Below are 18,399 nucleotides of genomic sequence, written 5' to 3' on the forward strand. Positions count from 1 at the left end.
AGTGTGTTAGTAGAAATGGAGGGTACACAGGTTGCGCATTAACAAGTTTATCAGCGAAACCGGTTTTTGCTCGCGCCGGGAGGCAGACAAGCTGGTAGAGAGCGGTCGCGTGACGATTAACGGCGAAGTGGCTGTGCTGGGTAGTCAAGCGGAAGAAGGCGATGATGTTCGCGTGAACGGCAAGCCACTGCGCGATAAGTCTGATCACGTCTATATTGCATTGAACAAGCCGGTGGGCATTACAAGTACAACGGAGAGCCACATTAGAGGCAATGTTGTTGATTTTGTGGGGCACCCGCAGCGGATATTCCCGATTGGACGCCTGGATAAGGATTCGGAAGGTCTCATTTTACTTACCAACGATGGAGACATTGTGAATAAGATTCTACGGGCAGAAGGCAAGCATGAGAAAGAATATATTGTAACAGTGGACCGCCCTGTCGTACCGTCTTTTGTGCAGGGCATGTCTAGCGGAGTGAAAATACTCGGTCAGCGGACGCTACCTTGTGAGGTGACGCGTGTATCTGAGTATGTATTCCGTATTATCCTGACTGAAGGGAAAAATCGTCAGATCCGGCGTATGTGTGCAGCCTTCGGTTATGAAGTTAAAAAACTGCAAAGGCTGCGAATCATGAATATTCGGTTGGGGTCTCTTCAGAAAGGTGCCTGGCGTGATCTGACAGAGGCTGAGAAGCTGGAGCTTGGTCAGATGCTCGATTATACGCTTAGCTAATGCCAGAGGGGCTCGTATAGCCTAGAGCGTATGATCGTCGTATCTGAAAGGGCGAAGTACAGGAAGCACTAAACAAAGAGGCACCAGCTGCATCAAAATGCGGCGGTGCCTTTGTTCATATAACATATGCATAATCAACCTTCACTCGAGCTTGAGGTAGGACTGATGACTTGTGTCCCGTTCTGATATTTGCGGAGAACAGATATTTCAACACGACGGTTTTTAGAGCGTCCTTGACCATCTTGATTGCTTGCCAATGGACGATACTGGCCATAACCGATGGATACAAACTTGGTTGGGTCGAGATCTGGATTGAGCAACAAGATACGCAAGAAATTCAGAGAGCGCTTGGCGCTCAAATCAAAATTGGACGGGAACTGGCTGTTGGAGATCGGTACATTATCCGTGTGACCCGATACGATAACATCATAGCCAGGGAACTGCTGGAGCATACTAGAAATGGACTTGGCCAGCTTTCTTGCTTCCGGCTTTACTTCGGCCTGCCCGGATGAAAACAAGGCATTATCACTAATGGTGATCATTAGTTGCGATTGGTTTAGCTTGGTATTCAGCAACGGGGTCAGGCCGTTATTTTGAATGTATTGATCCATCTGTTTTTTAAGCTTTTTTAAATCTTCTTCTTCCCGTTGGGCCAGCTGTTTTTGCAGTTCAGAGGTAGAAGTAGCTTTCGATTTTACGGGTTGTGACACTTGTTCTTTATTTTTGCCCATATCCATGGATTGTGACGACGGATTCGCGGCTGAGTGATCCAGCACGCCAGTGCCGCCATTAAAAGCTGCACTCAGGGATTGAGCCATAGTTTCAAATTTTTTGGCGTCGAGCGAGCTCATACCGAATAAGACAATGAAAAGAGCCAACAGAAGGGTCATTAAGTCGGAATATGGCAACAGCCAGCTTTCGTCAGCATGCTCTTCGTGCGGTTCATGTCTCTTTTTACTCACTGGAATCGCCATCCTTCTGGGTCATCGTAGCCCGTTCGGTCGGAGTCAGGAAGATCGTCAGTTTCTGACTGATGGCAATCGTAGATATCCCCGATTGAATGGAAAGCAGACCTTCGACCATCATTAATTTAAGCTCGACTTCTTTTTTGGATAACCGTTTGAGCTTGTTGGACATCGGATGCCACAGGACATAACCTGTAAAAATACCGAGCAACGTCGCAATGAAGGCTGCTGCAATGGCATGAGAGAGCTTTTCCATGTCACTAAGGTCGGCCAGAGCGGCGATCAGACCTACAACCGCACCGAGTACCCCGAGCGTTGGAGCGTACATACCGGCTTGGGAGAAGATCAGCGCGCCAGAGCGATGTCGATCCTCGGTGGCATTGATATCCTCCATTAGAACGTCCCGTACGAATTCCTGATCATTGCCGTCAATAATCATTCGCATGCCGCCACGCATAAAGGGATCGTCGATTTCCTCTACCTTGGATTCCAAGGCGAGCAGACCTTCACGACGGGTAATGGATGCCCACTCGGTAAACGTACCGATGAGCTCTTTGCGGTCTAACAGTTTTTGTTCGGTGAAAATAACCTTGAACAGCTTCGGAATCCGTTTGATTTCTGCCATCGGGAAGGCCATAAATATACTCGCTGCCGTTCCGACGAAAATAATCATGTAAGCAGCGGGATTATTGACCAGATTGACGACCGGAGCGCCTTTTAAGATCATCCCGACGACCAGTGACAAAATCCCGAGCACAAGTCCAATAATGGTTGAAATTTGCATGATACACCTCATCCATGAGAATAGATTTTGAATCCTTTCATGCCGCCGGGGTCGTCCTTGCCCCAAGCGCGTCATTACAAGACGGATTATAGTATTTATCGACAAAACTCTCTTTTTTGTTAAGTGCGAATTTCCGGTATAATAAGGTGATTATGTATTGAATGGCGGAACCATTGGAGGAAATGGCATGGGAGTAAAGCATGGACGTGAGTATGAACAAATTTTGAACGATTTGACAGACGCTGTGGGACGCATCCCAGATAGCTATGAGTTTTTTGAGATGGAAGCAGAAGATTGGGACAGGCTGGACCCGGCGGGACGTCAGGAAGTCAATGAAGCTTTGGCAGAAGACTTATTTTATGCACTGGGTACAGAGCCCACAATCACAGTAGGGAGTGGCGTTGTGATCTATGAGCCGGAGCAGCATCGTATCTATGTACTGATTGGGGACGAGGAGCTGACGTCAGTCCCTTTGATTTGAGGTCCGTCTTATGGATTTATCAACGGGGCCGTGGTAATATGTACACCAATATATCGTAGTTTTGGCCGTATTTAAGCGGTCGAAAGGCTTCCGTATAAACGGGGAGGAGTTCGTAACATGCCTTTTACACAAGAAGAGATTGAAGCACATCTGGAGAAACTGGAGGGCTGGGAGCTGGAGGAAGGACGTTGGATCGTTCGGAAATATAATTTTTCCAGTTTTATGAAAGGGATTGCATTCGTGGATGAAGTTGCCGCTATATCTGAAGCATTCAATCATCATCCATTTATTACGATTGATTACAAGACCGTGACTCTGCGTTTGACCTCTTGGGACGATGGCGGTATTATGGCCGTGGATATTAAGGAAGCCCAACAATATAATGAAGCTTTTGAAAAAATGCGTAGCAGTCATTGAGCTTGTAATGATCTGTCGTATGATGATAAAAGCGCCTTCGCTATACAACATCGTGGTTGTATGCCGAAGGCGCTTTTATCATAGAATCTGGGTTGGGTGCTCGGGACGATATACCATACAATAAAATGGTTTCTTGCCGTCGGGGGTCTGGCGTTCATAGGTATCTGTAAGCTCAAATCCAGCCGCCTTGTAGGCCCGGATAGCGCGCCCATTCCAAGTAAGCACCTCTAGATCAATTTCATTCTTCGGGTTGCGTCGTTGGGCTTCCTCTGCAATGGCACGGACAAAATCAGAGCCTTTGCCATGTCCGCATCTTTCAGGATGCATGCCAAGACCTAGCCGGGTCACACCGATCATAGGAAAATATTGAGCAAATCCCATCAGCTTGTTCTCTTCATCCAGTACGGCAACATATTGCTCTTGGCGAAGCGTGGGACTTCCAAATTCGACCTCAAGCGCCTTCATTTGTTCCCAGGGGAGCCAACCGTATATGTTATAAGGTGGATCATAGCGCCACTCACAGATTGCAGCCGCTTGATGCTCGTCCATGGGTACGATCCGATAGTTGGATATTGAGGCCGGCATGTGTTCCATCCTCCTTTTACAGGTGCTTCAATCATTAACAACAGATTGTAGACAAGTTGCAGGGGAATAGCAAGCGTGTTTATTTTATACCCAAGACGGGTATACATTCAATAAGAAGGAATTACTGCTCATATGCTCCCCCAGCGGTGACGGTAAAACCGACGATGTTCGCTAAAATTGAAACCTTTTGAGGTGTCAGTTCGTCAGTAAAGATAATCATTGCTGATGTTGTGGACATAAAAAGCCGCAATTCGATTCCGGCAGAATCAAATTGCGGCTAGAGTTAGCTTGCTGTGCGTTAGTTATTCTACGTTGTCGTCATCAGGAATATCTGAAGCTACAGAATGGTAAGCGTCTGTGCTCATAATTCTTTTTGCACCGACATAGCGGTTAGCGTAATAATTTTCGTTCAGTGAGCTAACTACTACACCACGTGAAGTCGAGGAGTGGGCAAATTTCCCTTCACCTACGAAGATACCTACATGGGAAATGCCTCTTCCTGTGGTGTTGAAGAACACCAGGTCCCCAGGCCTCATTTCATCGCGGGATACAGAAGATCCCATTTTGAATTGTGATCCAGATTGATGCGGAAGTTTAATTCCCAGTTTGTTGAATACATACATTGTGAAGCCGGAGCAATCGAATCCCTCGAGTGTAGTGCCTCCGCTTCTGTAGTTCGTTCCTTTGGCATCTTGGATGACCTGGTCCATCTTGGAGTCTGCAAATGCACTGCCGCCACCGAATGTAAAAGATGTAAAGGCAATGGCAAGACTCATAGCTGCGATCGTTAGCTTCTTCTTCAAAAAAAATATACCCCTTCCAATGCCTGCGAGGTTAGCTTAAGGATTCGGTAGAAGGTCCCCTATGACCACTCTGTTGCGAGATCAATTCACCCAAACTGGTTCCCCCGCTTCCTAGGTGCCAGGAATTAGGCTTTACTTAAGATGTGCACCTTGGAGAGCAGTATTCACAATAACGATATTTTTGAGATAAAGGTTACAATAAAGATTACAAAGTTGTTACTATCAGTTCACTGCGATTATTGTAACAAAGTCGGCTGGCTTTGGCAAATGTTTCATTGCAAAAAGTTACAAAAAAAATCTGCTCCTAATGTCCCAGGAACAGATCTTGTTAACAGTATTCAGTTATGTGCCGTTTGCGCGGTTATGCATAAAGTTTTTTCGACAGACGGAAATGAAGTGATTAACATAAAGGAAGGGCTTAGCTTCTACTGGAGATATCGGTATGCCATAGTCTGTACTGCGAACTGATATGCCATAGCCTGACCAGACTAGTAACAAAATGATACGATTGTTGGAGAATGAGCGCGAGCATGCCAGTCCAAATCATCGCCACGGTGCCAAATAGACCGAAGACCAGCAGCACACAAGCACCGAGCAAAAGGGATATACCGACAGCTGGGAGAAGCTGGCGAAAGAAGGCGAGCAGGGACGATAGTATGGCGTGACCACCGACAGTGCCTAGTTGCATATACAGGATGCACTGCCGAATGAACCATCCGTATGCCATCCATCCCATGGCATAGGGCAACAAGTGCAGCAGGTAAGAGGGAGATTGAAGCGTACCTGCTACAATAGGGTAGAGTCTCGGTACTACCCAAAAGGCGGGAATCAGCAGCAGTCCCAACTCGATGATGTAATACAACAGCGACGACATGCCATGGCGTTTCATACCTTTGAAAAAGGACAGGCTTTGCGGCTCAGTCGCATCGGTATGCAGGCTTTGATATATTCCGGCTCTAATGAAGGGAGTGATCAGTATGCGTAGTACAGTCGCCCCTAGTAGTATCCACAAATACACATGTACTTCCCGGCTGTCCATCAGAGCAATCTGGCTCTCCATCCAAAACAAGGTCTGTCCCAGCTCGTTTTGACCCTGATCAGGATAACGGAGCAGTAGCGGGATAACGGCAGATTGTACCAGCCGATAGAGAAACACCCCCCACAGTAATCGATACAGAAACAAAATGATAACGATATAAAATCGTATGCGCACCAGCGCCCAGCCCTCTTTTATAACAGTCCGCATCTATAGACACCTCACCATGACAGACTTCCAAGCAGTGTCTCCAACAGCTTGGTTACACTTATACTCCAACGGGTTTGTTGCTTTTCGTCCAATTCGGCTTTTAGGGTATTGTTAATATGCTTGTTCTCCAGTGCAATGGTATATAGGGGATCAAGGGTTACATAGGAAACGGGAGAAGTACTTTTGATCCGAAAAGTTGTGCTTTTGCCCGCACCGTCCCAAGCCTTGAATTTCGTGGTTCCATCCTTGAAGGTAAATTGGACAGGGATCTTGGGATAATCCGCCCCTTTTTTGCTGACCGTCACGACTGCTTCATATCCATTCTCCTGCTTGTGGTTTGTGATGTGATCCACTGAAAAGTCCGCCATCTGGCCGTCATATACATACTGTTCAAAATAGTGGCTCCATGAGCGTCCGGTGACTCTCTCCACGATACGTTGAAAATCCTGTGAGGACGGATGCTTAAATCGGTACGTCTGGACGTAGGTCCGCATAATGCGATCCATTTTTTTCATACCCACCTGACGTTCAATGCCCCGTAGTACCAGCTTACCTCGAGAGTAGGCATTTTGCGCGTACTCAGCAGCCGAGCCGTACTTCCATGACTCACGGTTTAGCGGCTGTGGGGAGGATACCTGTCCCGATTGTAATGGCAAGTTGGGGGTAAGCCCATATTCTTGCTCCATAAGTCGCTCCTCTGCATAGGAGGTGAAGCCTTCATCCAGCCACGGCTCCTCAAATTCATTATTGGCTACCATTCCATAGAAATATTGATGTCCAATCTCATGAACTAATGTCCGTTCCAGACTATAGCCAGGATTGAGATTACCCGCAGCAGCGGCCGTGATGAGTGTCGGATACTCCATGCCGCCAGCTCCATTGCCTGATTTAGGTGGAACCACGATGGACAGGGTGGAATATGGATAAGGCCCGTACCATTTGCTGTAGTACAAAAGAGCGGCCTTCGCTGCGCTCATATAGCGTCCTTTGAGCTCCTTGTGCGATGGGTCAAGGTAGAGCTTGATTTTGACACCAGGGACTTCAGCAGAAGAAAAGGGTTCTTCTACGGCTACAAAGTTGGGTGAAGCGGACCAGGCAAAATCGTGTACATCATCGGCATAAAATTGATATATTTTTTGTCCGTTCTGTCGGACGGCACCACGGGTGGGAAATCCGGTCGCTGCTACGATATGAGTTTCAGGCACCCGAATCCGTACGCTGTAAATTCCAAAATCGGCATAAAACTCGGAGTTACCATGATACTGGTGGAGGTTCCAGCCCTCCTCGGCGCGTCCACGCTGCCCTGCAGTCTCGTAGACACTGAGCTTCGGGAACCACTGTCCTGCCATTACAAAATCATCTGTCCCACCCATACGAGCAAAGATGGCAGGCAGTTTTACCTCAAACTTCATATATAATGTGATTTCTTCTCCACCTCGTACTGGCTTGGGTAGACGCACCTTCATGAGCGAACGGTCGCCTGCGTTACCGTCATCTGGCTGCACATATTGGATGCGATGCATGAGGGATAAACCGTCTTCTGTTTTTAGTTCAGTCAGCGTCATAGAGCCAAAGCCGTCTTTGGGCATGGTGTCTCCGCGCAGCTTTCCACCGGATTCCTTCATAAAGGTGGTTTCCATGGAAGAGAAGGCGTTCGGGTATAGATGAAGATACAGATCATTCACGGTTTTCTTGCCCGGATGTTTCCAGGTCAGTGTCTCAGTGCCTCGCAAAACCTGTCCCTTTTCCAGAGATACATCAATGTGGTACTCTACCACCCGTTTGCTGAGGATTTCTGTAGCGGGTTGTGGAGGGTTCTTGGGCAGGTCAGGCAGGATGTTTGCCCCTAGAGGCTTGCCCACATTTGGGGCAAGCGCAGACTCAGACAGGGAGCCGTATAGTGGTTGGCCTATGGACTGCGGGTCGGATTGCGATTGGGGCTGCCAGGCAAACCATAACGTCCCTGCGAGGAGACCGAGGGCTAGTGTAGACAATAAAACGATTTTAGTGCGTGCTGGGGTCATACAATGGATACCTCCCGTTGACAAGCATCTACAGCATGTATATGTTTGCTTTCAGGAGATTATTAGTTAAAATATTTATAGTGTAGAATGAGTGTGAAGACGGAAAATGGAGGTCTAGTGACGCATGAGTGAAAATCAGCCGGACGGCAAAAAACAGATTGCACTGAACATTGTCAGTGGCAAGAGTAAACATAAGGGTTTCGGCGCAGGCTCAATTGACCTGAACAGCATGTCACCGGTCATCATTGACCGAGGAGAGGCGAAAATTGATATCGGTGCCATGCATGCCAAAAGTAAAGTAGAACGTGGTATCAAGTTCTCTACGAATAAAGAGGACGTACCGAACGGACGCCAGGTATGGCTCGTATGGGTAGCTGTGGACCGTACAGCCGAAGGACGTATGTACGGCGGCGCCACCGCCTGCGAGATGCTGATTGACGACGAGGCCAAACGCGGCTGGAAAATCCTCGCCGATCACGTCAACCGTATGGATTACGCGCTCAAGCGTCGTTTCATGCTGGAGGATCTCGGCAGCGAAGATAAGGCAGCGCTCAAAAGCCTGCTCATTTCGCATAACGAGGAATGGTGGGACGCTTCGCCTGAGGAATTGAAGCAGGCGCTGGAAGGGTAGGCCAAGCGTTAACACGATTCCAGTGTACACAACTGCTTAAAGAGCAGTCGGCAGTAAGGTTCAGAAGTAGACCGATACCTTGGTTGGGGGCGGTCTACTTCTTTTTCATGTAGGTAAGCAATGCTGAATGAACATGCCAAACATGATCATCAAAGAAATTGCTGGAAAAGTATACTATAAAAAATCTGTTTTTAAGAGATAAAACACTTAAATCCGCAATTTGTTAGAGCACCTCCAAGTTACATGAAAATTATTGTAACAGATATGTAGTTATGAACTGATAGCTCCTTGACATCCTGGAAAGGCATTCACTATAATTCAGATAGAAATCGCTTCCACTCTTCTTTCTATTCATTTTGTGGAACCGGTTCCTTGAAAGATGTAGTTAAGTCCTATTTACTGTTTATGAATGTAATCTCTAAATAAGGTGGCATCGTTATGTTTAAATGGTTGAAAAAGAAGGCGGCTCCTCGTATTGAAGAATTCGAAATGATAGCACCAATCAAAGGAAAAGTGGTTTCCCTGGAGGAGGTTCCAGATCCTGCGTTCTCTACGAAAGCTATGGGGGATGGCATCGCTATTCATCCGTCTGAGGGTAGGGTCACCGCTCCTTTCGCGGGAAAAGTTGCCCATGTCATGGAGAAAAGTAAGCATGCTCTGATTATTGAACATGAATCCGGCGTACAAGTTTTGATACATGTCGGGATTAATACCGTCTCTCTCAAAGGACAAGGGTTTAATCCTCATGTCCAAGTAGGAGATAGCATTAAAGCTGGGCAATTATTGATGGAGTTTGACCTGGATGCGATTCAACAGGGTGGATTGCCTGTAATTACGCCGGTAATCGTTCCAGATGGGCAAGAGATGATTAGCCATGTGGAAATCCTGGAAGGTACATCTGCCTCTCCAGAAGTACCTGTATTAAGAGTTCACTTAAAAGCCTAGTTCTCATTCAAAAAAGACTAACCAGGAATTCCTGGTTAGTCTTTTCTTTAGATGATTCACTGACCAGTCAAGGGGTGGGTACGACCATGTAAATCAAAGGTTAGGATTCATATATTTCAGATATCCGCTGATTACAATTGCCTTCGTACAGCCCTCCATGAAAGCAGACCACTTTTTTAATATCATATGGCAGCAGGTTTTTAAGAGATTCTTTGGCCATATTGAAATCACAGCAGTATTGCGGGTCTGGAGCCAATAATTTGCCGCTTACTACGCGTAGAGCATCTCCTGCAATCAGGGTTTGACTGGATTTATGATAGAAACTTAAGTGTCCTGGTGTATGTCCAGCAGTATCTATAACTACGATCCCCCCACAGAAGGGCAGTTCCTCTCCGGCAACGATGGTGGAGTTTACAATAGCCTTTGGGGGATTTTCAAGTGTACGCCGGAATGCGTGTCTCCACTCTACCGGAACGGATTCGGGCATGGCGCTTACAGCTTGATCTATTGCTTCTGGAGTCAGCTTTATAAGCTGTTTTTCTCCCTGTATATAAGGCTTTTCGATAGAACTGGCTAATACTTGAACTGGGGATGAAGAGGCTCGGATTATATCTGCTAAACTGCCAATATGGTCAAGATCCTGGTGTGTTATTAATATGGAGGTAAGTTGGATTGCTAATCCGGTGTCTAGAATAGCCTCATGTAAAAGTGAGAGTTGCCCGGGGTAAGCCGTATCAACTAAAATCATGTTATCTTCGTCCCACATTAAAGTCGGGTGAATACTCTCTATACTTCCCATAATGTTAGCAGAAACCTGAAGCATGTGTATTCCCTTGTCTAATTGCATCGAATCCCTCCCATAAGAGTTGATGTAATACAAAGGAATCGTATCATTAAATCTAAATGTGTAAACCTATATTATATCATAAAAATAATTATTTGTAAATATGTAGAATTTTAAATTTGTGTGACAGTTAGGAGTGATGACGTGAAGAGAATTTATTTTGTCAGACATGCCCAAGCAACAGGACAGGAACCAGATGCCCGACTTACCGATGAGGGTACCCGACAAGCTGAGCAGTTGGTTGATTTTATGGAGAATGTAGGTGTGGAATATATTGTGTCCAGCCCGTGGAAACGGGCCGTGCGAACCATTCAGCCCTTGGCTGAACGGAAACAGTTGCAGGTGTATACTGATGTACGTCTTCAAGAACGGGTACTTAGCCATGAGCATTTGGATCATTGGCTGGACGTGCTGGAACAGACCTATTTGGACGAGGACTTGAAGCTGGAGGGAGGGGAATCATCCCGTGAAGCAGTAGATCGAGGAATCCAGCTTGTTCAGGAGCTTATAGAGCGGGCGGAAAAAACGGTTATCATTGTAACTCATGGAGCTTTACTATCTCTTCTCATTCGACATTACGATCCGCAGTTTGGGTTTGAGGACTGGAAAAAGCTTTCGAATCCCGACGTGTATTTGCTAGAACTGAAAGAAGCAGAAGCCAAGATTCACAGAGTGTGGAATACGGGTTGAAATAAATAAAGCACGTTCACCATAAGTGCAGAATGGAATCGAAAGGGGAGGCGCATGTTGAAGGCAAACCGTTTTTTAGAATTAGAAAAGGCGTTGTTTCGAGTTTGGTCTTTGGAGTCTAGCTCTAAATGGACCGCAAATAATCCTGCGTCTGGGCAATGTGGTGTCACAGCACTCGTCGTTCAGGACAGGTTTGGCGGCGATATTTTGAAAACATGGCTGGATAGTGGTTGGCACTATTACAACCGCATTGGTGAGGACATTATAGATTTTACGAGGTCGCAATTTTCAACCCTTCCACAGTATCAGCATGTACACTCCAACCGGGAAGAAGCATTCTCAGACACCAATGCAGAGCAGTATGCAGCCCTAAGTCAGAGATTAAAGGAATTTCTAAACGAAGAAGAATAAGGGGATTTAAATCTGGATGCAGTCATAAAGGCGTGATTTTTGAACCTGATCCAATGGAAGGTGCTTTTTGTTGCCCAATATACATTAAAGAACTGAGTAATCAGTAAAATTCTTGAAGATAAAAGCTGTATTTACGTTATAAAATGAGCTATATACTGAGGTGAGAATAATAAAGGAGTCGTGCGCTAACACGACTCGAATATACAACCACTGCTTAGAAAAAAGCTAATGCAGCCAATGGTTTGGAATGCTTAGAGAAGGGGGCAGTTTGGTTTTACAATTGCCCTTAGCCGAATTTAATTGCGCCTGTGTAAGAAAGATACTTCCTTCCAGATTAGCCCCACTTAAATCAGCATCTCTAAAATCCGTACCGATCAAGTCTGTCATTCTCAGATCAGCCTCTCGCAGATCAGCAGCAATCAGTAAAACTCCTCTCAGGTTGGTACCTCTAAGATCAGCGCCTCTCAAATTGGCCCCGATAAGGTCTCTACTCCTGATCTTTTTACTATATTTGTTGTGCTCTATGTTTTTCTTAACTTTTTCTCGTACTAACTCACTTGTTTGTAAAAGTAAATCATTGACTAACGCCCTATGGGTGGGTACATGAAGATTTATGAGAGATTTTGGATCTTGATTCGTAAGCTGCTCGGTTTTCGCCATAGCCTTTTGTAAGTCTGTATAGATGGGATGAGTTTCTTTTAAGTTAAGGGCTTCATTTAGGTAATAAAGCATTTCATGAAGCTGTTGCATGATGGGAAATATATTGAACATTTCCTCAGCTATTGCCGGATCGTCTCGCCAGCTTTTTCCGTTGTATGTAACTTGGGAAACTTTTTGGCCTGCTCCAAAGCAATCATATACTGTACAGCCTCGCAAGCCGTTATTTCTTAGGTTCTTATGAATATTACAACGATAATCGGCATTTAGGTTTTGACAAGGGGTTCCTCCGTCCTTATTAAAAGCAAAATCGGCTGATTTAGCATAAGGCAAGGCTACACAGCATAAACCAAAACATTGTTCACAATTTGCACTATACAATAAACACACATCCTTTTATTGGCACCTATTAAATATAATATTACCAAAAAAAGATGGAGCATGGTCTATTGTTTTTCTATAGACTTCTAGAGTCTGCTGGATCGTTTAGAGAAGAAATTTAGTCTTTTGCCAAATTTAATTGCCATGAAACACCGTATTTGTCTTCAACCCAGCCAAATTGTTGGCTTACGGGCGAGGCTTCAAGGGGCATTAGAACTCGGCCTTCCTGAGATAGCTGACCAAACACACGATGAATTTCTTCTTCCGAATCACAAGTGACGAATAGCGATAGAGCTGGGGTAAAAGGGTGTTTGTCCTGATGGTTATAGTCTATAGCCATAAAGGTTTGCCCTTTGAGGTTGAATACGGCATGTAACACGGTCCCATCTTCCTGATGGAAAATGCTCATGATACCAGACGGCTTAAAGACAGAGGTATAATATTGCAGGGCTTCTTCTGCTTGACCAGAGAACATGAAAAATGTTGTAATTTTTGGATTGGAATCATGCATGAGATCAACTCCCTAGACTGGATCGTAGATGGTAACATCTTTCCTCTTTTTTAATAGAAATATTCAGCATTAGAGAATTGCTTTATGAAGACGTACACACGTGAAAGGAGAAAACAGGATGATGGACGCGACAGCAAGACTTATGGATATGTTCGGCTCAGGCAAGAAGCTGGACGCCAGCATCATTTCCGCCTATAAGGATGTGGTTGCTCAATATGGGACAGTGGAGGATGCGTGGGAGTTATACGGGCTTTTTGTAGAAGATCCCTATCATTATATTAGGGGGTTACTCCTCCAGCCGATCATGAGATGCGGGGATGTTACTTTGGCGCAGGATATGTACGAGCGTTACGTTCGAAATCAGACATCCCCAGAACATATACCTGACGGTGTGCTGTATGTGCTAGGTTATTTGGGTTATGTGGAGGCTGCTGCTGATCTTGTCGCTTTGGTGAACGGACCGTATGGAGCTATGTCTGTGGATGCCTGTTTGGGGCTCGTACATCTTCCATGCGAACCGTACCGTGAGAAACTGGCGGCTGAATTGGGAAAAGTATTGGATCAGCATTTGTTTAATGAATTCTTACCTCTGCTAAGCTTCAAATGTACTACTGAAGATATGATTCCACGATTGGTACATTGGGGAGAGCAACATGCCTCGGTAGACTGTAATGCGGGAATTATTGCTGGAATTGCCTTGTTTGGAGAGGAGCAAAGGGATACGATTCGGTCTATTTTGTGGAATCCGCTTTGGGAGGCTCATGGAACAGCTACGGGAAGCTGTGTGTGGTCTTATATTGCTATGCAGCATGTAGGGTTGACCTTTAGAGAGCTTATTCAGGATATAAAAAGCTGTGATGTGTCCAAAGCAGGTGTACAGGACTTGGAGTACCGTTTGGAAGTGTTGTATGAGATGCTGGAACTAAAACTAAGTTATACAGCCCGACCGATCCGGTTCGCTCGCTGTAACGAGGAATCATTTGGTCAGCTCTATAGCGATTTATTTAGCTGGTCCACAGAGCATAAGGATGACTCTATGATAGGCTGGATGAACGACAATTTAGGGTATAAGCATCGGCTGCTGGAACAGTATGATGAGCTCAGGAAACGAGTCGAGATTAAAATGATACATGAAATTGAGCTGGAGCATGTTCAAAAAGGAAGTTAATCGTATCAGGAAATAAGAATTTTTGATGTAAAAGGACGAAATAGCGGAGTTTGGCGGAGATATGGGGATTCGCCCAGTCCGCGGGCTGGTGTCCCGCATAGGATACATCAGCCTAGACACAAGGAGTGAAACACATGTCTTTACTGCCACAAGTCCCTTTCGGAACGCAACCGGGTATTCCGGGTCCATTCACGCCGTCAAGTCCTTCGATTCCACAATTTCCTGATATGCAGGATTCGTTCCCGTCTCCGATAGGTCCGCCACCAGGCCCAGGATCATTTTCGCCACAGCCGTTCTCACCGCCGCCGCAAGGGCCGTTCGGTCCGCAAGGTGGGCAGCAAGCTCAAGCACCCACTTCTCCACCACCGCAATTTACGCCACCGAAGCCGCTGGTTTCGGCGTATGCGGTTGACCCTGGAGCCATCTTCGGTTGTTTGTTCCGCAACACGTTTGTATGGCTGACGAACGGAGAGCGTTTTTGGCTGTACCCTGTCTTTGTAGGCAGAACATCGGTAGCGGGTTTTCGGTGGAGTGGACGTTTTTGGTTTTATTATGGTGTAGACCTCAACCGTATTGAGTCGTTTAGCTGTTATTGGTAATAGCGCAGCTTTAGGGAAGAGCGGGGTTTAACGGGATGATGGCTGATGGCACTGGCAAGAGAGGTAAATGGGCATATGAGGTAAGTGATGCGAAAATAAAAAGACTGAGAGAGCGCTCATCGCGTTCCCCCAGTCTTTTTTTGCTATTAATCCATCCACCAACGCTTAAAATTGCCCCACCACGATTTCTTTTCAGCTTGTCGCTCCGCTTGGTCAGTTGGTGTGGATACCGGTTGGTTATCTTGCCCCGATAGCGTCTCCTTCGGCTCCGTGCCGCTGACGAATACCTCCAGCCGCTTGTCCGGGCTGTCCGGTGCAGCCAGCTTGCCGCTGGCCGGGTCAATATAAGCGCTGACTACGCCGTCAGGGATAGGAAAGATTTTGGGTGGCACATTCTCCAGCGCTTTCTCCGTATATTGCGCAAAAATCGGAGCCGCCCGTCGGGCATCCTGTGTGCTGATGTCCTTGCCCTTGTCATAGCCGACCCAGACAGCGGTGGACAGCTCGGGGGTAAAGCCGACCATCCACGCATCGGTGTTGGTCGTGCCGCTCTTGCCGGCAACCGGGCGCTTGATCAGCTTCGCGACCCGGTTGCCAGTGCCGCCTTCCTCGAACACGCCTTCCATAAGGCGTGTGAGGACGTAGGCGGAGGCGGGCTTCACCACCTGCACGGGCGCGGCTTGGGGCGCTTCGTACAGCGACCGCCCGGCAGCATCGGTGATGCGCAGCACTGCCACCGGAGCCACCTTTTGCCCGCCGCTACCGATGACCGAGAAGGCCGAGGCCATCTCGAACGGGCTGACGGGCGACACACCCAGCGCTAGCGAAGGTACGGGCTTGAGCTCGCTTGTAATGCCCATTTTGCTGGCGAGGTCCATGACCTTATCCGTTCCCACCTTCAAAATGGTGCTTACGGCATAAATATTATCGGACGCCGCAATTGCGCGCCGAAGATCTATTTCGCCCAAATATTTGTCTCCAAAATTTTTGGGCTTATAGGTCTTGCGATTGTTATCGTAGTGGAACAACGTCGGTCGGCTTTCGAACTTGGACGTACTCGTCAATTCGCCGGAATCCAGTGCGCTTAGATACATAATCGGCTTGAAGGAGGAGCCTGGCTGCCGGGTTGTGGCCAGCGCATGATTATATTGATTCCCGACATAGTTCGTTCCGCCGACCATGGCCTTGACATGCCCGTTGCGCGGGTCCATGGAGATTAACGCGGTTTCCAGTCCGTTGCTGTTCTTCATGCCCTCGTTTACAGCCGCCTCGGCTGCTTGCTGCATGTGCATGTCCAGCGTGGTATAAATACTCAGGCCGCCATGCTCAAGCACCCCTTCGCTAATCCCGAGCTGATGTGTCACCAACTGGCGGACGTAATCGCGGAACCAGGGAGCGGTTTCCACTGTCCGACGCTGGCTCTCGGGCCGCAGGGCTAACATTTCCTCATAGGCCTTGGTGGCTTCAGCCGGTGTAATTTTGCCGATAAGCGCCATGGAGTCCAGAACAATTTTCTGCCGATCCTTTGCATTTTTCATATGATTATACGGTGAATAGTAGGTTGGCCCTTTCGGAATACCTGCTAACAGGGCGCTTTCGGCCAAATCCAGATCTTTTGCGGATTTACCGAAATACATTTGCGAAGCTGCTTCAATGCCATAGGCGCCGTGACCATAGTAAATTTCGTTCAAATACATTTGTAGCAGCTCATTTTTGGTGTACTTCATTTCAAGCTGTGCGGTATAGATAGCCTCCTTGGCCTTGCGCGTCCACGTTTTCTCATGAGATAAGTATAGATTGCGTGCAAGCTGCTGAGTCAGCGTGCTGGCCCCTTGCGACATATCCCAGCGGGTCAGATTAACGATTACCGCCCGGCCCAGACCTTTGAAATCAAAGCCAAAATGATCGTAAAACTTCCGATCTTCCACAGCCAGGGTAGCTGCAATCAAATCGGGTGAAATGTGATCAAGCTGGACCGGAATGGATTCTTTGCCTCCAGCAGAGAAAGTGGCGATGACTTGCCCCTGACTATCGAGCAGACGTGAATTCCGGTCCGTATCCGCGAGCGGAAGGCTGGTCGTGTACAAATAGGCGAGCAGGATGCAGGCGGCGATGACCGTCAGAATCGTGAGAGACATCAGTCCTTGAAACAATCGAAGCCAAAGCGGTTTACGCTTGGGGGATCGTCCGGTCGTATCGGTCATCATGCCACCTCCTTCCATAGTTGATGTTCTCAGTATAGTCAATCCGAAAGCGTCTATTCATCAGATACACATACGTGTCTATTTTAAACAAGATTAAATCTCCAAATTGCTTTAGCAGCTCATTCAGGTATCACTTATAATGCAAAAAGTGTGAAATTCCAATGTGTTTGGTACAATAAATATAGCAAACTTGGCGTTTGCGTGTTACTGATATAAGGAAAGTCAACGTTTATGCTACCGGATTGCCGGACACATACTTTGATCAGAAAGAAGGTTGGAATGATGGACTTGTGGTTTACGGAGAAGCAGACTCCCTCTTTCGGCATTACAGCAAAAATCAAACAAACCTACGTCTCTGAGAAAACAGATTTTCAGGATCTGGCTATGATCGAGACAGAGGAATTCGGCAATATGCTTGTTCTGGATGGCATGGTGATGACAACGGTTAAGGATGAATTTGTGTATCACGAAATGGTAGCACATCCAGCTTTGAATACACATCCCAATCCGAAAAAGGTTTTGGTTGTGGGCGGTGGCGATGGCGGCGTTATTCGTGAGGTCATCAAGCACCCTGAAGTGGAAAAGGCTGTATTGGTGGAGATCGACGGTAAGGTGATAGAATATTCCAAGAAATATTTGCCTGAAATCGCAGGAAAGCTGGACGAGCCTAATGTAGAAGTGCTGGTCAATGACGGATACATGCACATTATTGAACACAAAAATGAATACGACGTCATTATGGTCGATTCGACGGAGCCCGTAGGTCCGGCAGCCCCGCTGTTCGAGCGCGGGTTTTACCAAGGTATTTTTGAAGCATTGAAGGAAGACGGTATTTTCGTTGCACAAACGGATAATCCTTGGTTCAAGGCAGATCTGATTCAGAAGGTTAACAAAGATGTGAAGGAAATTTTCCCGATTGTGCGTGTATATGGTGCGAACATTCCAACCTATCCGAGTGGTCTATGGACATTCACGTTGGGTAGTAAGAAGTATGATCCGCTCGAAGTAGACGAAAACCGAATTCCAGAGATGGACACCCGATATTATAGTCCGCGTTTGCACAAAGCGGCGTTTGTACTACCTAAGTTTGTAGAGGATTTAACGAAGTAAACATTTTAAGAAAAAGCGTCTTAGTGGTCTTTATTGCCTGTTTTTGGGCGGAAAGGAGCGCTATAGGCGCTTTTTTGTCTTGAATAAGATTTAAAAATGGCCATGATGCATACTGGACACTGAATTTCCTTTTAAGATAAAAGAAGGAAATTTAAGGGTGTGTGTAGAATATACAAAAAACCAGACATTTAACAGATTTGTAATGTCAAC

20 protein-coding genes and 1 riboswitch are annotated in these 18,399 nt (G+C 46.7%); of the genes, 10 read left to right on the forward strand and 10 right to left on the reverse strand.

Going from position 1 to position 18,399, the window contains the following annotated elements; all coding sequences use genetic code 11:
- Positions 1–31: 31 nt before the first annotated feature.
- Positions 32–733, forward strand: coding sequence for a 23S rRNA pseudouridine(2604) synthase RluF (gene rluF / locus NSS94_RS00505; RefSeq protein ID WP_029514947.1), 702 nt, complete (start codon positions 32–34; stop codon positions 731–733).
- Positions 734–867: 134 nt separating this feature from the next.
- Here the strand turns inward: rluF and NSS94_RS00510 are convergent, their stop codons facing one another.
- Together NSS94_RS00510 and motA are read right to left on the reverse strand one after the other, a co-directional pair.
- Complete coding sequence (locus NSS94_RS00510) at positions 868–1,695, reverse strand: flagellar motor protein MotB (RefSeq protein WP_029514945.1); 828 nt, start codon at positions 1,693–1,695, stop codon at positions 868–870.
- Positions 1,688–2,482, reverse strand: a complete 795-nt coding sequence (gene motA / locus NSS94_RS00515; protein WP_029514943.1) for a flagellar motor stator protein MotA — start codon at positions 2,480–2,482, stop codon at positions 1,688–1,690. The genes NSS94_RS00510 and motA overlap by 8 nt, the downstream gene beginning before the upstream one ends.
- A 187-nt stretch (positions 2,483–2,669) precedes the next feature.
- Between motA and NSS94_RS00520 the strand changes: the two genes are divergently transcribed.
- Complete coding sequence (locus NSS94_RS00520) at positions 2,670–2,963, forward strand: hypothetical protein (protein WP_341038283.1); 294 nt, start codon at positions 2,670–2,672, stop codon at positions 2,961–2,963.
- Between the two features lie 117 nt (positions 2,964–3,080).
- Positions 3,081–3,380, forward strand: a complete 300-nt coding sequence (locus tag NSS94_RS00525; protein ID WP_007428083.1) for a 4a-hydroxytetrahydrobiopterin dehydratase — start codon at positions 3,081–3,083, stop codon at positions 3,378–3,380.
- Between the two features lie 78 nt (positions 3,381–3,458).
- On the opposite strand, the gene NSS94_RS00530 is transcribed toward NSS94_RS00525, so the two are convergent.
- From NSS94_RS00530 to NSS94_RS00545, 4 genes are all read right to left on the reverse strand, one after another.
- A complete protein-coding gene (locus tag NSS94_RS00530) occupies positions 3,459–3,965 on the reverse strand; it encodes a GNAT family N-acetyltransferase (protein ID WP_069011490.1) in 507 nt (168 codons plus the stop codon).
- 302 nt (positions 3,966–4,267) lie between these two features.
- Positions 4,268–4,768, reverse strand: a complete 501-nt coding sequence (locus tag NSS94_RS00535; RefSeq protein WP_029514939.1) for a C40 family peptidase — start codon at positions 4,766–4,768, stop codon at positions 4,268–4,270.
- A gap of 5 nt (positions 4,769–4,773) precedes the next feature.
- Positions 4,774–4,910: riboswitch (cyclic di-AMP (ydaO/yuaA leader) on the reverse strand.
- 276 nt (positions 4,911–5,186) lie between these two features.
- Positions 5,187–6,014, reverse strand: coding sequence for a hypothetical protein (locus NSS94_RS00540; protein WP_029514937.1), 828 nt, complete (start codon positions 6,012–6,014; stop codon positions 5,187–5,189).
- 11 nt (positions 6,015–6,025) lie between these two features.
- Complete coding sequence (locus NSS94_RS00545; RefSeq protein WP_341038284.1) at positions 6,026–8,038, reverse strand: M1 family metallopeptidase; 2,013 nt, start codon at positions 8,036–8,038, stop codon at positions 6,026–6,028.
- A gap of 124 nt (positions 8,039–8,162) precedes the next feature.
- On the opposite strand from NSS94_RS00545, the gene NSS94_RS00550 reads away from it, so the two are divergent.
- Together NSS94_RS00550 and NSS94_RS00555 are read left to right on the forward strand one after the other, a co-directional pair.
- Positions 8,163–8,669: a YwhD family protein gene (locus tag NSS94_RS00550; protein WP_029514934.1), complete on the forward strand. Its 507-nt coding sequence runs from the start codon at positions 8,163–8,165 to the stop codon at positions 8,667–8,669.
- A gap of 438 nt (positions 8,670–9,107) precedes the next feature.
- Positions 9,108–9,614, forward strand: a complete 507-nt coding sequence (locus NSS94_RS00555; RefSeq protein WP_029514933.1) for a PTS sugar transporter subunit IIA — start codon at positions 9,108–9,110, stop codon at positions 9,612–9,614.
- 100 nt (positions 9,615–9,714) lie between these two features.
- On the opposite strand, the gene NSS94_RS00560 is transcribed toward NSS94_RS00555, so the two are convergent.
- On the reverse strand, positions 9,715–10,461 hold the full coding sequence (locus NSS94_RS00560; protein ID WP_341038285.1) for an MBL fold metallo-hydrolase: 747 nt from the start codon (positions 10,459–10,461) through the stop codon (positions 9,715–9,717).
- A gap of 141 nt (positions 10,462–10,602) precedes the next feature.
- Here NSS94_RS00560 and NSS94_RS00565 point away from each other — a divergent pair, with 141 nt between their 5' ends.
- Together NSS94_RS00565 and NSS94_RS00570 are read left to right on the forward strand one after the other, a co-directional pair.
- Positions 10,603–11,148 (forward strand): histidine phosphatase family protein, encoded by a 546-nt coding sequence (locus NSS94_RS00565; protein ID WP_250241640.1) that lies wholly within the window; start codon positions 10,603–10,605, stop codon positions 11,146–11,148.
- Positions 11,149–11,205: 57 nt separating this feature from the next.
- Positions 11,206–11,559 (forward strand): YunG family protein, encoded by a 354-nt coding sequence (locus NSS94_RS00570; protein ID WP_341038286.1) that lies wholly within the window; start codon positions 11,206–11,208, stop codon positions 11,557–11,559.
- A 225-nt stretch (positions 11,560–11,784) separates the two neighbouring features.
- Here the strand turns inward: NSS94_RS00570 and NSS94_RS00575 are convergent, their stop codons facing one another.
- Positions 11,785–12,597, reverse strand: coding sequence for a pentapeptide repeat-containing protein (locus NSS94_RS00575; RefSeq protein WP_069011488.1), 813 nt, complete (start codon positions 12,595–12,597; stop codon positions 11,785–11,787).
- A 118-nt stretch (positions 12,598–12,715) separates the two neighbouring features.
- Positions 12,716–13,108 (reverse strand): VOC family protein, encoded by a 393-nt coding sequence (locus tag NSS94_RS00580; RefSeq protein WP_341038287.1) that lies wholly within the window; start codon positions 13,106–13,108, stop codon positions 12,716–12,718.
- Between the two features lie 118 nt (positions 13,109–13,226).
- Here NSS94_RS00580 and NSS94_RS00585 point away from each other — a divergent pair, with 118 nt between their 5' ends.
- Together NSS94_RS00585 and NSS94_RS00590 are read left to right on the forward strand one after the other, a co-directional pair.
- Complete coding sequence (locus NSS94_RS00585) at positions 13,227–14,276, forward strand: hypothetical protein (protein WP_341038288.1); 1,050 nt, start codon at positions 13,227–13,229, stop codon at positions 14,274–14,276.
- 134 nt (positions 14,277–14,410) lie between these two features.
- Positions 14,411–14,875: a transporter gene (locus tag NSS94_RS00590; protein WP_069011486.1), complete on the forward strand. Its 465-nt coding sequence runs from the start codon at positions 14,411–14,413 to the stop codon at positions 14,873–14,875.
- 146 nt (positions 14,876–15,021) lie between these two features.
- On the opposite strand, the gene NSS94_RS00595 is transcribed toward NSS94_RS00590, so the two are convergent.
- Complete coding sequence (locus NSS94_RS00595) at positions 15,022–17,079, reverse strand: transglycosylase domain-containing protein (RefSeq protein WP_341038289.1); 2,058 nt, start codon at positions 17,077–17,079, stop codon at positions 15,022–15,024.
- A gap of 282 nt (positions 17,080–17,361) precedes the next feature.
- Here NSS94_RS00595 and speE point away from each other — a divergent pair, with 282 nt between their 5' ends.
- Positions 17,362–18,189, forward strand: a complete 828-nt coding sequence (speE, locus tag NSS94_RS00600) for a polyamine aminopropyltransferase (protein ID WP_029514919.1) — start codon at positions 17,362–17,364, stop codon at positions 18,187–18,189.
- The last annotated feature ends 210 nt before the right edge of the window (positions 18,190–18,399 follow it).

Origin of the sequence: Paenibacillus sp. FSL L8-0644, from assembly GCF_038008165.1 — a bacterium.
Taxonomy (GTDB): Bacteria; Bacillota; Bacilli; order Paenibacillales; family Paenibacillaceae; genus Paenibacillus; species Paenibacillus polymyxa_D.

Excerpts from the sequence above, each read along its gene's own strand:
- NSS94_RS00555 (WP_029514933.1), top strand. The coding sequence starts at position 9,108 with ATGTTTAAATGGTTGAAAAAGAAGGCGGCTCCTCGTATTGAAGAATTC.
- NSS94_RS00525 (WP_007428083.1), top strand. The coding sequence starts at position 3,081 with ATGCCTTTTACACAAGAAGAGATTGAAGCACATCTGGAGAAACTGGAG.
- NSS94_RS00590 (WP_069011486.1), top strand. The coding sequence starts at position 14,411 with ATGTCTTTACTGCCACAAGTCCCTTTCGGAACGCAACCGGGTATTCCG.
- speE (WP_029514919.1), top strand. The coding sequence starts at position 17,362 with ATGGACTTGTGGTTTACGGAGAAGCAGACTCCCTCTTTCGGCATTACA.
- NSS94_RS00595 (WP_341038289.1), bottom strand. The coding sequence starts at position 17,079 with ATGACCGATACGACCGGACGATCCCCCAAGCGTAAACCGCTTTGGCTT.
- NSS94_RS00540 (WP_029514937.1), bottom strand. The coding sequence starts at position 6,014 with ATGCGGACTGTTATAAAAGAGGGCTGGGCGCTGGTGCGCATACGATTT.
- NSS94_RS00560 (WP_341038285.1), bottom strand. The coding sequence starts at position 10,461 with ATGCAATTAGACAAGGGAATACACATGCTTCAGGTTTCTGCTAACATT.
- motA (WP_029514943.1), bottom strand. The coding sequence starts at position 2,482 with ATGCAAATTTCAACCATTATTGGACTTGTGCTCGGGATTTTGTCACTG.
- NSS94_RS00580 (WP_341038287.1), bottom strand. The coding sequence starts at position 13,108 with ATGCATGATTCCAATCCAAAAATTACAACATTTTTCATGTTCTCTGGT.
- NSS94_RS00530 (WP_069011490.1), bottom strand. The coding sequence starts at position 3,965 with ATGCCGGCCTCAATATCCAACTATCGGATCGTACCCATGGACGAGCAT.
- NSS94_RS00520 (WP_341038283.1), top strand. The coding sequence starts at position 2,670 with ATGGGAGTAAAGCATGGACGTGAGTATGAACAAATTTTGAACGATTTG.
- NSS94_RS00550 (WP_029514934.1), top strand. The coding sequence starts at position 8,163 with ATGAGTGAAAATCAGCCGGACGGCAAAAAACAGATTGCACTGAACATT.
- NSS94_RS00545 (WP_341038284.1), bottom strand. The coding sequence starts at position 8,038 with ATGACCCCAGCACGCACTAAAATCGTTTTATTGTCTACACTAGCCCTC.
- NSS94_RS00585 (WP_341038288.1), top strand. The coding sequence starts at position 13,227 with ATGATGGACGCGACAGCAAGACTTATGGATATGTTCGGCTCAGGCAAG.